The 15,907-nt window shown below is 71.6% G+C and carries 18 protein-coding genes and 1 pseudogene; 7 read left to right on the top strand and 12 right to left on the bottom strand.

What is annotated here, in order from left to right; genetic code table 11:
* Window positions 1-169 precede the first annotated feature (169 nt).
* Both ACFWV3_RS01875 and ACFWV3_RS01870 read right to left on the bottom strand, forming a co-directional pair.
* Window positions 170-1,305 (bottom strand): annotated as a pseudogene (locus tag ACFWV3_RS01875) (SPFH domain-containing protein); the annotation flags it as partial.
* 32 nt (window positions 1,306-1,337) lie between these two features.
* Window positions 1,338-1,763: an NfeD family protein gene (locus ACFWV3_RS01870; protein ID WP_382407130.1), complete on the bottom strand. Its 426-nt coding sequence runs from the start codon at window positions 1,761-1,763 to the stop codon at window positions 1,338-1,340.
* A 155-nt stretch (window positions 1,764-1,918) separates the two neighbouring features.
* On the opposite strand from ACFWV3_RS01870, the gene ACFWV3_RS01865 reads away from it, so the two are divergent.
* Window positions 1,919-2,530, top strand: coding sequence for a dihydrofolate reductase family protein (locus ACFWV3_RS01865; RefSeq protein ID WP_382407128.1), 612 nt, complete (start codon window positions 1,919-1,921; stop codon window positions 2,528-2,530).
* Here ACFWV3_RS01865 and ACFWV3_RS01860 read toward each other — a convergent pair.
* The 6 genes from ACFWV3_RS01860 to ACFWV3_RS01835 all read right to left on the bottom strand — a co-directional run bounded on the left by ACFWV3_RS01860 (window position 2,511) and on the right by ACFWV3_RS01835 (window position 6,294).
* Window positions 2,511-3,317, bottom strand: coding sequence for a DUF3097 domain-containing protein (locus ACFWV3_RS01860; RefSeq protein WP_382407126.1), 807 nt, complete (start codon window positions 3,315-3,317; stop codon window positions 2,511-2,513). The genes ACFWV3_RS01865 and ACFWV3_RS01860 overlap by 20 nt on opposite strands.
* 11 nt (window positions 3,318-3,328) lie before the next feature.
* Window positions 3,329-4,030: an aminoglycoside phosphotransferase family protein gene (locus ACFWV3_RS01855; protein WP_382407125.1), complete on the bottom strand. Its 702-nt coding sequence runs from the start codon at window positions 4,028-4,030 to the stop codon at window positions 3,329-3,331.
* A gap of 5 nt (window positions 4,031-4,035) precedes the next feature.
* The gene (locus tag ACFWV3_RS01850; protein ID WP_382407124.1) at window positions 4,036-4,464 is read right to left on the bottom strand and encodes a hypothetical protein; all 429 of its coding nucleotides are present in this window, start codon (window positions 4,462-4,464) and stop codon (window positions 4,036-4,038) included.
* A 170-nt stretch (window positions 4,465-4,634) separates the two neighbouring features.
* Window positions 4,635-4,775 (bottom strand): hypothetical protein, encoded by a 141-nt coding sequence (locus ACFWV3_RS01845; RefSeq protein ID WP_382407122.1) that lies wholly within the window; start codon window positions 4,773-4,775, stop codon window positions 4,635-4,637.
* A 162-nt stretch (window positions 4,776-4,937) separates the two neighbouring features.
* Entirely contained in the window at window positions 4,938-5,726 is a 789-nt protein-coding gene (locus ACFWV3_RS01840) for an SCO1664 family protein (protein ID WP_382407120.1), read from the bottom strand.
* Between the two features lies 1 nt (window position 5,727).
* Window positions 5,728-6,294, bottom strand: coding sequence for a DUF3090 domain-containing protein (locus ACFWV3_RS01835; RefSeq protein WP_382407118.1), 567 nt, complete (start codon window positions 6,292-6,294; stop codon window positions 5,728-5,730).
* A 78-nt stretch (window positions 6,295-6,372) separates the two neighbouring features.
* Between ACFWV3_RS01835 and ACFWV3_RS01830 the strand changes: the two genes are divergently transcribed.
* Window positions 6,373-8,259: a prolyl oligopeptidase family serine peptidase gene (locus ACFWV3_RS01830; RefSeq protein WP_382407116.1), complete on the top strand. Its 1,887-nt coding sequence runs from the start codon at window positions 6,373-6,375 to the stop codon at window positions 8,257-8,259.
* Entirely contained in the window at window positions 8,256-9,104 is an 849-nt protein-coding gene (locus ACFWV3_RS01825; protein WP_382407114.1) for an LD-carboxypeptidase, read from the top strand. Before ACFWV3_RS01830 ends, ACFWV3_RS01825 begins: the two co-directional genes overlap by 4 nt.
* Here ACFWV3_RS01825 and ACFWV3_RS01820 read toward each other — a convergent pair.
* Window positions 9,078-9,626, bottom strand: coding sequence for an HSP18 transcriptional regulator (locus ACFWV3_RS01820; RefSeq protein ID WP_382407112.1), 549 nt, complete (start codon window positions 9,624-9,626; stop codon window positions 9,078-9,080). The genes ACFWV3_RS01825 and ACFWV3_RS01820 overlap by 27 nt on opposite strands.
* Before the next feature lie 104 nt (window positions 9,627-9,730).
* On the opposite strand from ACFWV3_RS01820, the gene ACFWV3_RS01815 reads away from it, so the two are divergent.
* Genes ACFWV3_RS01815 through ACFWV3_RS01805 form a run of 3 tightly spaced genes read left to right on the top strand, consistent with a single transcriptional unit; the run spans window position 9,731 to window position 11,329 of the window.
* Window positions 9,731-10,162: an Hsp20/alpha crystallin family protein gene (locus ACFWV3_RS01815; protein WP_382407110.1), complete on the top strand. Its 432-nt coding sequence runs from the start codon at window positions 9,731-9,733 to the stop codon at window positions 10,160-10,162.
* Window positions 10,163-10,216: 54 nt separating this feature from the next.
* Window positions 10,217-10,930, top strand: coding sequence for a poly-gamma-glutamate hydrolase family protein (locus tag ACFWV3_RS01810; protein ID WP_382407107.1), 714 nt, complete (start codon window positions 10,217-10,219; stop codon window positions 10,928-10,930).
* Between the two features lie 42 nt (window positions 10,931-10,972).
* On the top strand, window positions 10,973-11,329 hold the full coding sequence (locus tag ACFWV3_RS01805; RefSeq protein ID WP_382407105.1) for a VOC family protein: 357 nt from the start codon (window positions 10,973-10,975) through the stop codon (window positions 11,327-11,329).
* Between the two features lie 134 nt (window positions 11,330-11,463).
* Here ACFWV3_RS01805 and ACFWV3_RS01800 read toward each other — a convergent pair whose 3' ends face one another.
* The 3 genes from ACFWV3_RS01800 to ACFWV3_RS01790 are packed head-to-tail and all read right to left on the bottom strand — an operon-like array spanning window position 11,464 to window position 14,357.
* A complete protein-coding gene (locus ACFWV3_RS01800; RefSeq protein WP_382407102.1) occupies window positions 11,464-12,675 on the bottom strand; it encodes an acyl-CoA dehydrogenase family protein in 1,212 nt (403 codons plus the stop codon).
* Between the two features lie 3 nt (window positions 12,676-12,678).
* Window positions 12,679-13,695, bottom strand: a complete 1,017-nt coding sequence (locus ACFWV3_RS01795; RefSeq protein ID WP_382408130.1) for a phosphotransferase family protein — start codon at window positions 13,693-13,695, stop codon at window positions 12,679-12,681.
* A gap of 5 nt (window positions 13,696-13,700) precedes the next feature.
* Window positions 13,701-14,357 (bottom strand): HAD family hydrolase, encoded by a 657-nt coding sequence (locus ACFWV3_RS01790; RefSeq protein WP_382407100.1) that lies wholly within the window; start codon window positions 14,355-14,357, stop codon window positions 13,701-13,703.
* A 110-nt stretch (window positions 14,358-14,467) separates the two neighbouring features.
* Between ACFWV3_RS01790 and ACFWV3_RS01785 the strand changes: the two genes are divergently transcribed.
* On the top strand, window positions 14,468-15,730 hold the full coding sequence (locus tag ACFWV3_RS01785) for an MFS transporter (RefSeq protein WP_382407098.1): 1,263 nt from the start codon (window positions 14,468-14,470) through the stop codon (window positions 15,728-15,730).
* The last annotated feature ends 177 nt before the right edge of the window (window positions 15,731-15,907 follow it).

Raw genomic sequence — 15,907 nt, 5'->3', positions numbered from 1 at the left:
CCTCGGAGAACCACGCGCCAGGACTTTCCTGGACCTCTCCTTTTCCCTTTGCGGAAACACTTGCCCCCCCCCCCCTGGGGCTGGGAGTGCCCCCCCACGCGAGGGTGCTCAGACCTGGTCGCCGGGCTGGTGCAGTGACCGGGGCTGCTCCGACTCGAGCTCCGGTACCGCGGACGCGGCGCCGACGGAGCGGGGCGGGGTGGTGAGCGGGCCGGGGACCTCCTTGCGGGCCACGGCCTCCGCGGCGGCGACGGCCTCGGCGACCTTGGGGTCCGGTGCGGTGTCGAACCACTCGGCGACCGACTCGTCGTCGTCCTCCGGCCGGGGACGGGCGTCGGTGTCGGCGGGGGGTTCGTAGCGGAAGACGCCGTCGTCGCCGGGCGCGCCGAGCATGCGGGCGAACCCTTCGAGGGCCTTGCCGTAGTCGGTCGGGATCATCCAGACCTTGTTGGCGTCGCCCTGCGCCATCTGCGGCAGCGTCTGCAGGTACTGGTAGGCCAGCACCTCCGGGGTGGGCTTGCCGTCCTTGATGGCGCCGAAGACCTTCTCGATGGCCTTGGCCTGGCCCTGGGCCTGCAGGTAGCGGGCGGCGCGTTCACCCTGGGCGCGCAGGATCTGCGACTGCCGCTCGGCCTCCGCGGTGAGGATCGCGGCCTGCTTGGCGCCCTCGGCGGCGAGGATCTGCGACTGCTTCTGGCCCTCGGCGGTCTTGATGGACGACTCGCGCTGGCCCTCGGCGGTGAGGATCATGGCGCGCTTCTCGCGGTCGGCGCGCATCTGCTTCTCCATCGAGTCCTGGATGGAGGGCGGCGGGTCGATCGACTTGAGCTCTACGCGCGCCACGCGCAGGCCCCACCGGCCGGTCGCCTCGTCGAGCACGCCGCGCAGCTGGCCGTTGATGTGGTCGCGGGAGGTCAGCGTCTCCTCGAGGCTCATGCCGCCGACGAGGTTGCGCAGCGTGGTGATGGTGAGCTGCTCGACGCCGACGATGTAGTTGGAGATCTCGTAGACCGCCGAGCGCGGCTCGGTGACCTGGAAGTACACGACCGTGTCGATGGAGACGGTGAGGTTGTCCTGGGTGATCACCGGCTGCGGCGGGAACGACACGACCTGCTCGCGCAGGTCGATGCGGGCGCGCACCTTGTCGATGAACGGCACCATGATGTTCAGGCCGGGTGCCGCGGTGGTGCGGTAGCGGCCGAGGCGCTCGATGACGGCGGCCTGCGCCTGCGGGATGACCAGCACCGACTTGACGGCGAGGGTCAGCACGAAGATCGCGATGACGGCCGCGACCACGAGGGTGATCGGGTCCAACTGGGGTCACATCCTTCTCCGGGTCACACGGCCGCGATGACCACGGCGGTCGCTCCCGAGATCTCGACGACGGTGACGGCTTCGCCTTCTTCGACCACGGACCCGTCGAGGGTGCGGGCGCTCCAGGTGTCGCCGCCGATCTTGACCTGTCCGCTGTGCTCGTCCACCCGCGACACGGCGACGGCCCTGCTGCCGAGCAGTGCCTCGTGGTGCATCCTGAGCCCGGAGCCGAGCTGCAGCCGCTTCTTCACGAACGGCCGCGCCCCGACGATCAGGCCGACCGAGGACGCGGCGAACACGAGCACGCTGACCAGGTCGGCGGCGCCCAGTGCGGACACGCCCGCCGCGGCCAGCGCGGCGGCGCCGAGCATGACCAGCACGAAGTCACCGGAGAGAACCTCGGCGACGACGAGCAGTATCCCGACGATCAGCCAGATCAGCGCGGCCATGAGCCCAGTCATACACCACCGAGCAGGGCGTTCGTCCGAGATTCACCGGGCTGCGCACCCGACCGTTGCGAAATCGATCACCCCGCGGTGTCGAAACGCGCCGCGTCCGTTCGTACGAGGGGCGACACGGTCATTTCGAGGAAGGGGCTGCGGCGATGCGTTCGATCTCCGCGACGATGTTCACCACGCTCGACGGGGTGGTGCAGGGCCTGGGCCGTCCCGACGAGGACACCCGCGGCGGGTTCCCCCACGGAGGCTGGGGCGCCCGCTACACCGACGAGGTGCTCGCGGCCGAGATGGGCAAGGGCATGGCGCAGGCCGGGGCGATGCTGTTCGGGCGCCGCACCTGGCAGGACTTCATCGGCGCCTGGGCCTCCGCCACCGACGGCAACCCGTTCACGGCGCACCTGAACGCCGCCCGCAAGTACGTGGTGTCGGCGACGCTCACGGACGCGGAGGCGTGGGAGAACTCGACGTTGCTGCGGTCGGTGGACGACGTCGCGGCGCTGGACGGGGACCTGTCGATCATCGGCAGCGCGGCGCTGGTGCGGTCGCTGCACGCCGCGGGCCTGGTCGACCACTACACGCTGGTGATCCACCCGCTGACGCTCGGCTGCGGCGCGCGGCTGTTCGACGGGCCGGCGCCGCTGACCGAGTTCACCCTGGACAGCTCAGCGACCACCGGGAAGGGCGTGATCGTGGCCCGGTACTCGCGGGTCAGTCCCGCAGCCCTCGGTCCTGGGGCCCTCAGTCCTGGGGAACGGTGACGAAGTCGATCAGCCGCTCGACAGCGCCGAGCAGGTCGGACTCGATGTCCTTGTAGCTGCTGACGGAGCTCAGGACGCGCTGCCAGCCCTCCCACGGCTCACCCCAGCCCAGCCGGGCGCAGACACCGGTCTTCCAGTCGACGTCGCGGGGCACGACCGGCCAGGCCTCGATCCGCACGGCCCGCGGTTTCACGGCCTGCCAGATGTCGACGTAGGGGTGGCCGGTGACCAGGACGTTGTCGTCGCGGACCTGGTCGACGAGGCGTTGTTCCTTGGAGCCGGCGACGAGGTGGTCGACCAGGACGCCGAGGCGCCGGTTCGGGGCGGTGCCGAACTCGTCGATGCGCTGCCGCAGCTCGTCCACGCCGTGCAGGGGTTCGACGACGATGCCCTCGACGCGCAGGTCGTGACCCCAGACGCGTTCGACGAGCTCGGCGTCGTGCCTGCCCTCGACCCAGATGCGGCTGGCCTGCGCGGTCCTGGCCTTGAGGCCCTCGACCTTCACCGAACCGGAGGCGCTGATGCGCGGCTTCTGCTGCTGCGGCATGGGTTTGACGAGCGTGACGGGCTTGCCGTCGACGAGGAACCCGGCGGGGTTGAGCGGGAAGAGCCGGTGGCGGCCGTGGCGGTCCTCGAGCACGACCTGGCCGTACTCGAACTTGACGACGGCGCCGCAGAAGCCGCTGGCGGGGTCCTCGACGACCAGGCCGGGCGCGGCCTCGATCTCGGGGACCTTCTTGCGCTTCGGGCCCGAGAGGACGTCGCGGCCGTAGTCGTGGGAACGCACGGTTCGCGACCTTAGCCGTAGAAGGGTTTGAAGGCGGTGAGCCACTCGTGGACGCGGCCAACGTCGACGTCGGCGCCGTGCAGGTCGTGGTGGTCGTGCACGAAGTCCATCCAGTCGAACGCCGGGTCGCCGACGCACGCGCGCGGATCGATGGCCTTCGGTCCCTTCGGGCCTTGCAGGACGTTGCCGGGGTGCATGTCGCCGTGCAGCAGGACGGGGGTGACGTCGTCCTCGGCGAGCTTGCGGGCGCGGTGGTGCTCGGTGGCGTAGTAGGTGCCGGTGCGGCGGGTGAGCAGCGTCTCGAACAGGAAGTCGATGCGCGCTTTGAGCGGCGGGAACCCCTTGACCGGCGGCCGGTGCAGCTGCGGCAGCACCCTGGCGGGTTCGGCGGCGGGGGTGCCGGGGCTGATCCGTTCGAGCAGCAGGGCGCCACGCGGGAGGTCGGTGTCGAGCAGGTCGACCACGGCCGGGGTGTCGGCCCAGGCGGTGAGGGCACGGGCCTCGTGGACGGCGATGTCGAGGTCGGGGGTGAGCTTGAGGACCGCGGAGGTGCACAGGAACGTCGCGCCGGTGCCGCCGGGCAGGTGGGTGGTGACGGTGAGGCCCCAGCGGGCGCTCAGGGTGGCGACCAGGTCGGGCAGTGCGTCGATCCAGCGTGTGACGTCGCTGCCGAAGCGTCGGATGAGCCGGGATCTGGCGTCCTCGTCGATCACTCGGCTCAGGCTAGCGAGTCGGCCCCTGCTTGTCGGCGGAACTGGTACTCCGCGAGCGCGGGCCGCCACAGCCCGGTGGCGTCGAAACACGTGCCGAGCAGGTCCAGGTCGGCCCCGTCCCCGGCGACGGCGACCTTGCCGTCGACGACCCACCGGTTGACCGGCAGCAGCGGCACCGGCCAGCCCACGACGAGCAGCCGGTCGCAGACCAGCCGCTGCAGCCGGCCGCCGTCGTTGTCGACGATCACGGCCGGGGTGTCGAGGTCGAGGTCGCGCACGGTGGCCATCGGGTAGCGCCGCACGCCCATGTCCGCGAGCGCGTCGGCGCCAGGTCCGATCAGGTGAACCGGGCCGAATCTTCGCGCCAGGCAGGTCGCCGCCCGGGCACCGAGATCGGCCGTCCCGACCACGACGATGCGCTCCAAATAAGTCATGTCCCCCGTGCCTGAATTCGAAATTCGAATGTTTTCGCAGGTCAGATACTCGGCAATGCCCACCAAAAGATAAGGGCAGGATGATCCGCCCGTCAATGTCCGAATTCTGAACAGCGAATCAGTAATAGTGTTGTTCGAGCGTGATGACTTTCTTTGGATTTCGTTGTGTCTCAATAGGTGACGGTGATGGCGCACGGGGCCGCCGACGCGGCGAACGCTCGGAGCCCGGCCTCGCGCTGGTCGGTGGCGTAGGTGGCGCGGTCGGTGTGCCGGTCGGTGAAGGACCACGCCATGGCGCGGCCGACGAGCACCGCGGCGAACCGGGCGAGCAGGCCGCGTTCACCCGTGTTGCCGACCCACGACGGCGCTTCGACCGTGCGGTCGGGCTGGTGCCGGATCCAGCCGCCGTCAGGTTCGAGGACAGGAGCGAGACCAGGTGCCCAAGCCGTCCGGGGTGCGCCTTGACCGGCTGGTCAGAACGCGGGCCACGGGATCGCGGGCCAGTCCCCCGACGGCTCCGGGTACACCCCGGCCGCGAGCAGCTTGTCCAGGCGTTCGCCGACCGCGCGGACCTCGGCGCGGGTGAGGTGGTCGTGCAGCGTCTCCCCCAGCGGGCCGTCGAGCTCGGATCTCAGGCGGCGCAGCGGTTCGAGGACGTGGTCCGGGAGGGGTTCGCGGGCCCAGCCCCACAGCACGGTGCGGAGTTTGGGTTCGACGTGCAGGCAGATGCCGTGGTCGACGCCGTGCACGGAGCCGTCGAGGGCGTGCAGGACGTGGCCGCCCTTGCGGTCGGCGTTGTTCACGACGACGTCGAAGGCGGACATCAGGGCGATGCGGGGGTGGTCGGCGTGCACGAGCACGGCGGGGTCGCCGAAGCGGTCGTGGGCGTGGAAGACGGGGATCCAGCCGGGTTTGACGTCGTCGAGGCCGACGATGTCGACGAGCTCGTCCTCCTCGCGGGTGTCGACCCACAGCTGCACCATGCCGCTGCCGAACGGGCCGGGGCGCAGCACGGTCGGCGGGACGACGTCGAGGCCGCCGGCGGCGGAGATGAGGTAGGTCGCCACCTCACGGCCGGCGAGGGTGCCGTCGGGGAAGTCCCACAGCGGGCGTTCGCCGCGCACGGGCTTGTAGACGCACTGCGCGTCCACGCCGTTGTGCGAGATCTTGCAGAACAGGGTGGCGTTCGAGGCGTCGACGAGACGGCCCTCGACCTCGATGCGGCCATGAGTCAGCAACTCGATGGCCGCGGCGGTGTCCACGTCAGTCTTCCTCGGTGCGGCGGTAGCCGTTCTGCCGCGGGCAGATGTGGCCGTCCGGGTCGAGCGGTTCGGCGCACAGCGGGCAGGGTTTGCGGCCGGCGTTGACGACGCGGTCGGCGCGTTCGGCGAAGGCGCGCGCGGCGGACGGGGACAGGAACACCCGCACGGCGTCGGGGCCTTCCTCGGTGTCGTCGAGCACGACGGCCTCGTCGACCTCCTCCTCGGAGACCGCGAGGAGCTCGATCACGACGGCCTTGGACTCGGCGTCCCAGCCCAGTCCCATGGTGCCGACGCGGAACTCCTCCTCGACGGGCACGTCGAGCGGCTGGGTGTCGAGGTCGTCGGGGGGTGCGTCGTCGGGCACGTCGGTGCCGAAGCGGCGGTGCACCTCCTCGAGCAGCGAGCCGATGCGCTCGGCGAGGACCTGGACCTGTTGCTTTTCCAGGGCGACGCTGATCAACCTGCTCTGCTCGGAGGCCTGCAGGTAGAAGGTGCGGTCGCCGGGCTGCCCGACGGTTCCTGCGATGAAACGGTCGGGTGCGCGGAATACGTGAATGACGCGAGCCATGGCCCCTACGACATTAGGCCACGCTGAGATCGTCGGCAGGTCCTCCCCCACCAAACACCGCGCGTATAGGGTCGGGTTGTGGTGAAGATCGCTTCGTACGGGACGTGGACCTCGCCGATCAGCGCCGGCGACACCTCGAAGCCGGGGGGTGGGTTCCAGTGGGCCGACCTCGACGGTGACCGGGTGTGGTGGGCGGAGAGCAGGCCCGCCGAGGGTGGCCGGGTGGCCTTGGTGCGCGACGGGGTGGACGTGCTGCCCGCGCCGTGGAACGCCCGCAACCGGGTGCACGAGTACGGCGGCAGGCCGTTCGTGGTGCTCGCCGAGGACCGGGTGGCGTTCACGAACTGGGCCGACCAGCGCGTGTACGTGTTCAACCCGGACGCCCCGGAGCCGGTGGCGTTGACCCCGGAGCCGGAGCGCCACCACGGGGTGCGGTTCGCCGACCTGTCCGCGGGTCCGGACGGCGAGGTGTGGTGCGTGCGGGAGACGATCACCGGCGACGCCCGCACCGACGTGCGCCGCGACCTCGTCGCGATCACCTCTTCGGGTGAGATCCGGGTGCTGGGCGCCTCGCACCACTTCATGACCGGCCCGAAGGTCAGCCCGGACGGCACGAAGCTCGCCTGGATCGGCTGGGACCACCCGCGGATGCCGTGGGACGGCTCCGAGCTGTGCGTCGCGGAGATCGGCTCCTCCGAACACCGCGTGGTGTCGGGTTCGGAGACGGAGGCGGTGTGCCAGTTCGAGTGGGAGGGCGACTCGCTGCTGGCGCTGACCGACCCCGACGGCTGGTGGAACCTGTTCCGGATCTCCCCCGACGGCAGCCGCGTGAACCTGGCGCCGTGCGAGGAGGAGCTGGGCGGGCCGATGTGGCGGCTGGGCAACCGCTGGTTCGCGACCCTGTCGCCGGGCCGCTACCTGGTCGTGCGTTCCGGGCATCTCGCGGTGCTCGACGAGCGCAGCGCGACGGTGACCGACGTGCAGACCGACCTGCCGACGTGGGCGCCGGAGCTGTCGGTGCGCGACGGCGTGGTGGTGTGCGGCGCGGCCGGGCCGACCAGCGAGGTGGCGGTGGTGCGGCTGGACCTGTCCAACGGGGAGCTGACCTACCTGACCGGCGGCGAGGCCTCCGACGAGGACGCGTACGTGCCGGTGCCGGTGGAGCGGATGTTCGGGGAGATCCCGGCGTACGTGTACCCGCCGTCGAACCCGGACTTCGCGGCACCGGAGGGTGAGCTGCCGCCGTACGTGGTGCACGTGCACGGCGGGCCCACGGGCAGGGCGTTGCCGAAGCTCGACTCCGACATCGCGTACCTGACCAGCCGCGGCATCGGTGTGGTGGCGGTCAACTACGGCGGTTCGACCGGCTACGGGCGGGCGTTCCGGGAGCGGCTGCGCGAGCAGTGGGGCGTGGTGGACGTGGAGGACTGCGCGTTCGTCGTGCAGCAGCTCGCGAAGGAGGGCACCGCGGACCCGGCCAGGCTGGGCATCCGGGGCGGCTCGGCGGGCGGGTGGACGTCGGCGGCGTCGCTGACCTCGACGGACGTGTACCGGTGCGGGATGGTGGCGTTCCCGATCCTGGACCTGAAGGGCTGGACGTCGGCGGGCGGCGAGACGCACGACTTCGAGTCGCGTTACGTCGAGGGCCTGGTGGGCACGTTGCCGGAGGCCGCGGACCGCTACCGCGACCGGTCGCCGTCGACGAAGGCCCGGTCGGTGTCGGGCCCGGTGCTGCTGTTGCAGGGCCTGGAGGACGAGATCTGCCCGCCGGAGCAGGCGGACCGGTTCGCCGCGGACCTGGCGGGGTCGGGCATCCCGCACGCCTACCTGACGTTCGAGGGCGAGCAGCACGGGTTCCGCAAGGCCGAGAACATCAAGGCGGCGCTGGAGGCGGAGCTGTCGTTCTACGGGCAGGTGTTCGGGTTCGTGCCGCCGGGTGTGCCGGTGCTGGACCTGTCCGAGTGAGCTTGCTGGTCGCCGGGGACCGGGTCGCGCTGGTGTCCCCGGCCGGCCCCGCCCTGCCGGCGCGTCTGGCGGCGGGTGTCGAGGTGCTGCGCTCGTGGGGGCTGACCGTGACCGCGCCGGTGGTCGAGCCGTGGTCGTTGCCGTACCTGGCGGGCTCGGACGCGGCGCGGGCCGCGGAGTTCACGACGGCGTGGTGCTCGGACGTGGCGGCGGTGTTCTGCGTGCGCGGCGGCTACGGGTGCCTGCGGATGACGGACCTGGTGCCGTGGAAGGACCTGCCGCCGCGGGTGTTCGTGGGCTCGTCGGACGTGACGGTGCTGCACGCGGAGCTGAACCTGGTGGGGCAGACGACGGTGTTCGGGCCGATGCCGGGGACGTCGGACTTCGTGGACGACCCGCTGGCGCAGGCGCGGCTGCGGGCGGCGCTGTTCGACGGGGTGCGGTCGTGGACGGCGGGTGTGCCGGTGGTGCCCGGGGTGGCGCGGGGTGTGCTGACGGGCGGGAACTGCGCGTTGCTGGCGGCGTCGGTCGGCGGGCCGCGGTGGGCGCGGCCGGTGGCGGGGTCGCTGGCGCTGCTGGAGGACATCGGCGAGGAGCCGTACCGGCTGGACCGGTTGCTGACGCAGCTGTTGCGGGCGGGCTGGTTCGAGCCGGTGTCGGGGATCGTGCTGGGGTCGTGGACGGACTGCGGTGACGTGTCGTCGGTGCTGCACGACCGGCTGTCGGGGCTCGGGGTGCCGATCCTGGGCGACTTCGGGTTCGGGCACTGCGCGGGGTCGTGGTCGCTGCCGCTCGGGGTGGAGGCGGAGCTGGACGCGTCAGCCGGGACGTTGACGCTGGTGTAGGGCGTCGGCGCGGAGCTGGTCGGTGTGGGCGCCGATCGCGTCGATGCGGTCGGCGAGTCCCGGCTGGCCGTCGCGCAGGCCGGGGCCCGCGTCGGCCAGGGGGCCGAGCAGCGTCGCCGCGTCGTCGCCGCCGAGCGCGTGCTGGACCGCGGCGTCGTGCGGCCCGACCTGGGCGGCCAGTCCCCGCAGGACCCCGGCGTTCTCGCGCGCCCAGGCGGTGACGGCCTTGTCGCCGGCGCGGCGGTCGCGTTCGGCCTGCACGCGTTCGTCGCCCGTGCCGGTCTCGCCGGTGCGGCGCACGCGCAGGTAGCGCTTCTCGGCGGCCTGGCGGCTGGCGACGCCGAGCGCGGGCGCGAGGTCGGCCCAGCTGGTGCCCAGCGCGCGGGCGGCCTCGATGAGCCGGGGTTCCCAGCCGGACAGCTCGTCGCGCAGCTGCCGCAGCAGCATCAGCGCCGCCAGGACCTCGGTGGCGGTGCCGGGTTCGGCGGCCGCGGACCGCACGGACTCGTAGTCACTCGTCATGTCGTCCTCTCGATGACATCGTGGGCTTGTCATCTTTTCGACGACATGTTACAACGGTGGGGCAGCGCATTGACAGTCCCACGAGAGATGACTGGAGGTGTCAGATGTTGATGCGCACTGACCCGTTCCGCGAGCTGGACCGGCTGACGCAGCAGGTTTTCGGCGGTTCGGGCACGTGGTCGCGGCCCGCGGCGATGCCGATGGACGCCTACCGCGACGGCGACGAGTTCGTCGTGTGCTTCGACCTGCCCGGCGTGGCGTCCGACGCGATCGAGCTCGACGTCGAACGCAACGTGCTGACGGTGAAGGCGGAGCGCCGCCCGCTCGGCGCGGACGTGCAGATGCAGGTGTCGGAACGGCCGCTGGGCGTGTTCTCGCGGCAGCTGTTCCTCGGGGACACGCTCGACACCGACCGCATCGACGCGACGTACGACGCGGGCGTGCTGACGCTGCGGATCCCGATCGCGGAACGCGCGAAGCCCCGCCGGATCGCGATCACCGCGCCCGACGGGACGCCCAAGCAGATCGACGCGTGATTCACCCGGCGGGCGGCGGCCGACCGGGTGATGCCAGGTAGGCTTCCGCCCGCCATGAGACCCCAGCCTCAGTGGGCGGCGTTAGACGTCTACGCGTCCAACTCCGACCTCTACGCCGATCCCCGACTGGTGGAACGGGTGGACTACCGGCGTCGCTTCAAGCGGCACCGGCCCCGCACGCCGTCCGTCGTCCTCGCCCCGCACGGCGGCGGCATCGAGGTCGGCACGTCGGAGCTGTGCCTCGCGATCGCGGGCTTCCACCCCGGCACGCGGGTGCCGATCGGCCAGACGCACGACTACTGGATGTTCGAGGGCCTGCGCACGACGGCCAACGACGAGCTGCACGTGACGTCGTCCAACTGCGACGACCGGGTGGCCCGCACCCTGGTGTCCGGTGCCGCGCACGCGCTGGGCCTGCACGGCTGCACGGCCGCGGCGGCGGGCCTGGAGGACCACGACCGCGCGGTGCTGGTCGGCGGCCGCGACGCGCTGCTGCGCCTGGAGCTGCTGACCCGGTTGCGGCGGGCGGGTTTCCACACGATCGACGCGGTGGACCACCCCGTGCTGGGCGGCTACGACCGGGCGAACATCGCGAACCGCACCCGGTCCAAGCAGGGCGCGCAGCTGGAGCTGACGACGCCGTTGCGCACGGCGATGTTCGAGGAGAACTCGCGGTCGGACCGGCGGCACACGACGACCGAGGTGTTCTGGGACTTCGTGCACGCGTGCCGGGCGGCGATGGCGGCGCGCGAGGCGCTCAACAACTGAGGGTGCTCGGCAACTGGGGCGCCTCGGCTAGCGTCGGGCGGCATGCGCCTCACGTCGGTCACGGTCGGGACTTCGCAGCCTCGGGTGCTCGCTTCGTTCTACGCGCGGTTGTTCGGTGTGGAGCCGTCGGCGTTGGAGGACGACTGGGCGCAGGTGCGCACGCCGGGTGGGATGACGGTGAACCTGGAGCTGGAGCGGGAGTTCCGGCGGCCGGTGTGGCCGTCCGCGGCGGGTGCGCCGGTGGCGACGCAGCACCTGGACATCGAGGTGGACGACCTGGATGCGGCGGTGCGGCACGCGGTGTCGTGCGGGGCGGTGGTGGCGGAGGTGCAGCCGCAGGAAGACGTCCGGGTCCTGTTCGACCCGGACGGGCACCCGTTCTGCCTGTTCCTGGGCTAGCCGGTTCTGGGGTAGCTGTTCTTGGGCTGCGGCCGTTTTCCGTGCTGAACGTCGGCACGGACGTGTTTTTCGTCGTGGCGACGTGCCGGTGGTCGGCCGTGGTGGTCGGCGCGGCCCGCGTGATCTCCCCGTCTCTACAGGTACTTCTTCAGCTCCCGCTTGGCCAGCGACATGCGGTGCACCTCGTCGGGTCCGTCGGCCAGGCGCAGGGTGCGGGCGGCGACCCAGAGCTCGGCGAGCGGGGTGTCCTGGCTGACGCCGCCGGCGCCGTGGGCCTGGATGGCCTTGTCGAGGACCCATTCGGTCATCAGCGGGGTGCCGATCTTGATGGCCTGGATCTCGGTGTGGGCGCCCTTGTTGCCGACGGTGTCCATCAGCCACGCGGTCTTGAGCACGAGCAGGCGGGCCTGTTCGATGCGGACGCGGGCTTCGGCGATCCACTCCTGCACGACGCCCTGGGTGGCGATGGGCTTGCCGAACGCGACGCGGGACACGGCGCGGCGGCACATCAGTTCGAGGGCGCGTTCGGCCATGCCGATCAGGCGCATGCAGTGGTGGATGCGGCCGGGGCCGAGGCGGGCCTGGGCGATCGCGAAGCCCTCGCCCTCGCCGGCGATGAGGTTGGTGGCGGGGACGCGGACGTTGTCGAAGACGATCTCGGCGTGGCCGCCGTGGGCGTGGTCGCCGTAGCCGAAGACGCGCATCTCGCGCTCGATGGTGACGCCGGGGGTGTCGCGGGGGACGAGGATCTGCGACTGCTGGCGGTGCCGGTCGGCGCCGGGGTCGGTCTTGCCCATCACGATGAAGATGGCGCAGTTGGGGTTCATGGCGCCGGAGGACCACCACTTGCGGCCGTTGATGACGTAGTCGTCGCCGTCGCGTTCGATGCGGGTGGCGATGTTGGTGGCGTCGGAGGAGGCGACGTCGGGTTCGGTCATGCAGAACGCGGAGCGGATCTCGCCGTCGAGCAACGGCTGCAGCCACTGCTTCTTCTGCTCGTCGGTGCCGAACATGGCCAGCACTTCCATGTTGCCGGTGTCCGGGGCGGCGCAGTTGAGCGCTTCGGGGGCGAGGTGGGGGCTGCGGCCGGTGATCTCGGCCAGCGGCGCGTACTGCAGGTTCGTCAGGCCGCCGCCGTGTTCGGCGTCCGGGAGGAACAGGTTCCACAGGCCCTGGCGGCGGGCCTCTGCCTTGAGCTCCTCCAGGACGGGCTGGCGTTCCCACGGGTCGGCGGCGTCGTGCAGCTGCCGTTCGAGCACGGCCTCGGCCGGGTGGACGAACTCGTCCATGAACGCGAGGAGCTTGGTGCGCAGTTCCTCGGTCTTGGCGTCGAAGGCGAAGTCCATGACTCAGAGCTCCTTGTGGGCGGCGGCGAGTCCCTGCCGCACGAGCGGGACGGTGAACGCGCCGAGCTTCTCGAAGCCGGCGCCGACGGTCTTGCCGCTGGCGAAGCGGAAGTGGATGCCCTCGACGATGACGGCGAGCTTGAAGTAGCCGAAGGCGATGTACCAGCCCAGGCCGGAGGTGTCGGTGCCGGTGCGGGCGGTGTAGCGGGCGACGAGCTCGTCCGCGGTCGGGAAACCGGGCAGGGACGTGACGCCACCGGTGATCGGGTCGCTACCGGTGTCGGAGCCGAGGCCGGCCCAGTAGACGTAGAGCAGGCCGAGGTCGGCGAGCGGGTCGCCGAGGGTGGCCATCTCCCAGTCCAGGACGGCGCTGATGTCGAGCGGGTCCTGCGTCACCAGCGCGTTGTCGAGGCGGTAGTCGCCGTGGATGATCGTGGCCCGCGGGGAGACGGGAACGGTGGCGGCGAGCTTGTCGCGCAGCTCGTCGATGCCGGGCAGGTCGCGGCTGCGGGAGGCGTCGAGCTGCTTGCCCCAGCGCTTGACCTGGCGGGCGAGGAACCCGTCGGGGCGGCCGAAGTCCTCCAGGCCGACGGTGGCGGGGTCGACGGAGTGCAGGTCGGCGAGCACGTCGACCAGGCGTTCTGAGAGGGCGCGGGCCTGCTCGGGGGTGAGCCACGGGCACTGCGACCGTTCGCGCAGGGCGGCGCCGGGCATCTGCTCCATGAGGTAGAACGGCGCCCCGATGACGGCGGGGTCCTCGACGAGCTGGTAGGCGTGCGGCACCGGCACGGCGGTGTCGGCGAGCGCGGAGATGACGCGGAACTCCCGCGCCATGTCGTGCGCGGTCGCCAGCACGTGCCCGAGCGGCGGGCGGCGCAGCACCCACCGCCGGGTGCCGTCGGTGACGCTGTAGGTGAGGTTGGAGCGGCCGCCGCGGAACAGCTCGCCGGTCAGCGGGCCCGTGCCCAGGTGTGCGGCCAGTGCGTCCAGGTCGAGGCCGGGCAGATCAGGTCCGGGCAGGTCGGTCACAGGTTCACTCCGAGGGTGGCGAGGTTCGTGCGGGTGCTGTCGGCGTCGGTGTGCCGGAAAGCGTGCATGCCGACGGCCTTGGCGGCGTCGACGTTGACCGGCGCGTCGTCGAAGAACACGGCCCGCCCGGCGTCGACGCCGATCTGCTCGAGGGTGTGGCGGTAGATGCGCTCGTCGGGTTTGCGCATCCCGATCCGGCCGGAGATGACGACGGTGTCGAACAGCTCGACGAGCAGGTCCTTCGGGTAGCCCTCGCCCCAGCTGTTGGACAGCAGCGCGGTGTGCAGGCCGGCCGCGCGGGCCTTGCGGACGAGCTCGACCATCGACGGGTCGGGCGTCGCGCCGCCGAACATGCGCCTGAGCAGCCCGTTCTCGTCGATCTTCGCGCCGGTGGTGGTGATGAGCTCGGCGGCGAGCAGCCGTTCGAACTCGGCCACGGTCAGCTCCCCGGTCTCCAGCAGGAAGACGGGGTTGCCGGGCCGCGCGTCGCGGCTCATCCACTCGCGCATGATGCGGCCGTAGACCTCCCGGTCTACGGCTTCGGCGTGCAGCCACGCGCCGACGAACTCGGGCACGGAGACCGTCAGGACGCCGCCCCAGTCGAACACCAGCGCGTCGACGAGCGGTTGCTGCGGAAGTGTCGTGTCACCCACGACCAGGAGGGTACCGACCGGTCGGTATGTCGGCAACAGGGGACGACTTGCCCGGCCGGTCACCGGAGCGCGTTCTGGTCGCCGGCCGGGTGGTCGTTCATCCTGGGTGAATGCCCGGTTACCGCGCGCTCACCCAGGACCGGGAGTTCCGTGCCGTGTTGGTGGCGCACGTGGTGTCGGTGGCCGGGGACCAGTTCGCCAGGGTCGCGCTCACCGTGCACGTCTACGACCGCACGGCTAGCGCCGGGCTGACGGCGCTGACCTACGCGCTGACGTTCCTGCCGGACCTGCTCGGCGGGCCGCTGCTGTCCGGGCTCGCCGACCGGTTCGCGCGCAAACGGGTCATGGTCGCCGCCGACCTGGTGCGGGTGGCGTTGCTGCTGCTGATGGCGACACCGGGGGTGCCGTTGTGGGTGCTCGCAGCGCTGCTGGTGCAGGTGCAGTTCGCGGGGGCACCACACGGGGCGGCACGGGCGGCGCTGCTGCCGCAGATCCTGCCCGACGAGCGCTATCCGCTGGGACAGGCGGTGATGGGCACGGTCACCCAGGTCGCGCAGGTCGCCGGGTTCCTCGCCGGCGGCGCGCTCGTGGCGTGGCTGGGGCCGGGCCTGGTGCTGGTGGCGGACGCGGCGACGTTCGCGGTGTCCGCGCTGCTGGCGGGGGTGTTCCTGCTGCCACGGCCCGCTCCGCACAGCCCGCACGTGCGCGCATGGCCCGCCGATCTGGTCGGCGGCGCCCGGCTGGTGTGGCACGACCGGCCGCTGCGGGCCCTGGTCGCGCTCGCCTGCGTGTCCGGGTTCTACATCGTCGGGGAAGCCCTGGCAGCGCCGTACGCCGCGGGTCTCGGCGCGGGTCCGGCCGGGGTCGGGATGATCTTCGGTGCCTACGCGGCGGGCGCGGCCGCCGGAATGCTGCTGCTCGCGCGGCTGGGCGAACGGCGACAGCTGCGGCTGATGCCGTGGCTCGCCATCGCCGCGTGCGCGGTGCTGATCCCGGTCGCGCTGCGGCCGGGACTGCCGGTCAGTCTCGTGTTGTTCGCCCTGTCCGGTGCGGCCAGCGCCTACCACCTGACCGCGAACACGCGGTTCGTGCGGTCGGTGCCGGACGCCTCGCGCGGGCAGGCGTTCGGGCTGGCGGTCACCGCGTTGCGGGTCTCCCAGGGCGTCGGTGTCGCCCTGGCCGGGACGGCTGCTGACACCCTCGCGGTCCACCAGGTCGTCGCCGCCGCCGGAGCACTGGGAGTGCTCGCGGCGAGCGGTGCGGCAGTCGTGTGGTGGCTCAGCGCCGGGCCCAGTCGGTCGGGCGGTTCCAGTCCGTCGGGCGCAGCCAGTCGGTCGGACGGACGGGACGGCCGGCAGCGGAGGTACGGTTGATCATGGCTGCTCCTATGGGTGTTCGTTGCGTGTGAACTGCGGAAATGACCGAGGCTGCATTCTGTGAGGACTACTCACCGTGAGGTCCCCCACATGGAGCCACGACTTTGAGTTACCCGGTAGCTACAGTGGTTGGTTCCTGGACGGTGGTGTGGGGGTGGCAGCGTGCCTTGGCTC

The organism is Lentzea sp. NPDC059081 (assembly GCF_042738015.1).
Taxonomy (GTDB): Bacteria; Actinomycetota; Actinomycetes; order Mycobacteriales; family Pseudonocardiaceae; genus Lentzea.
This window is presented reverse-complemented; position numbering and strand designations above follow the sequence as displayed.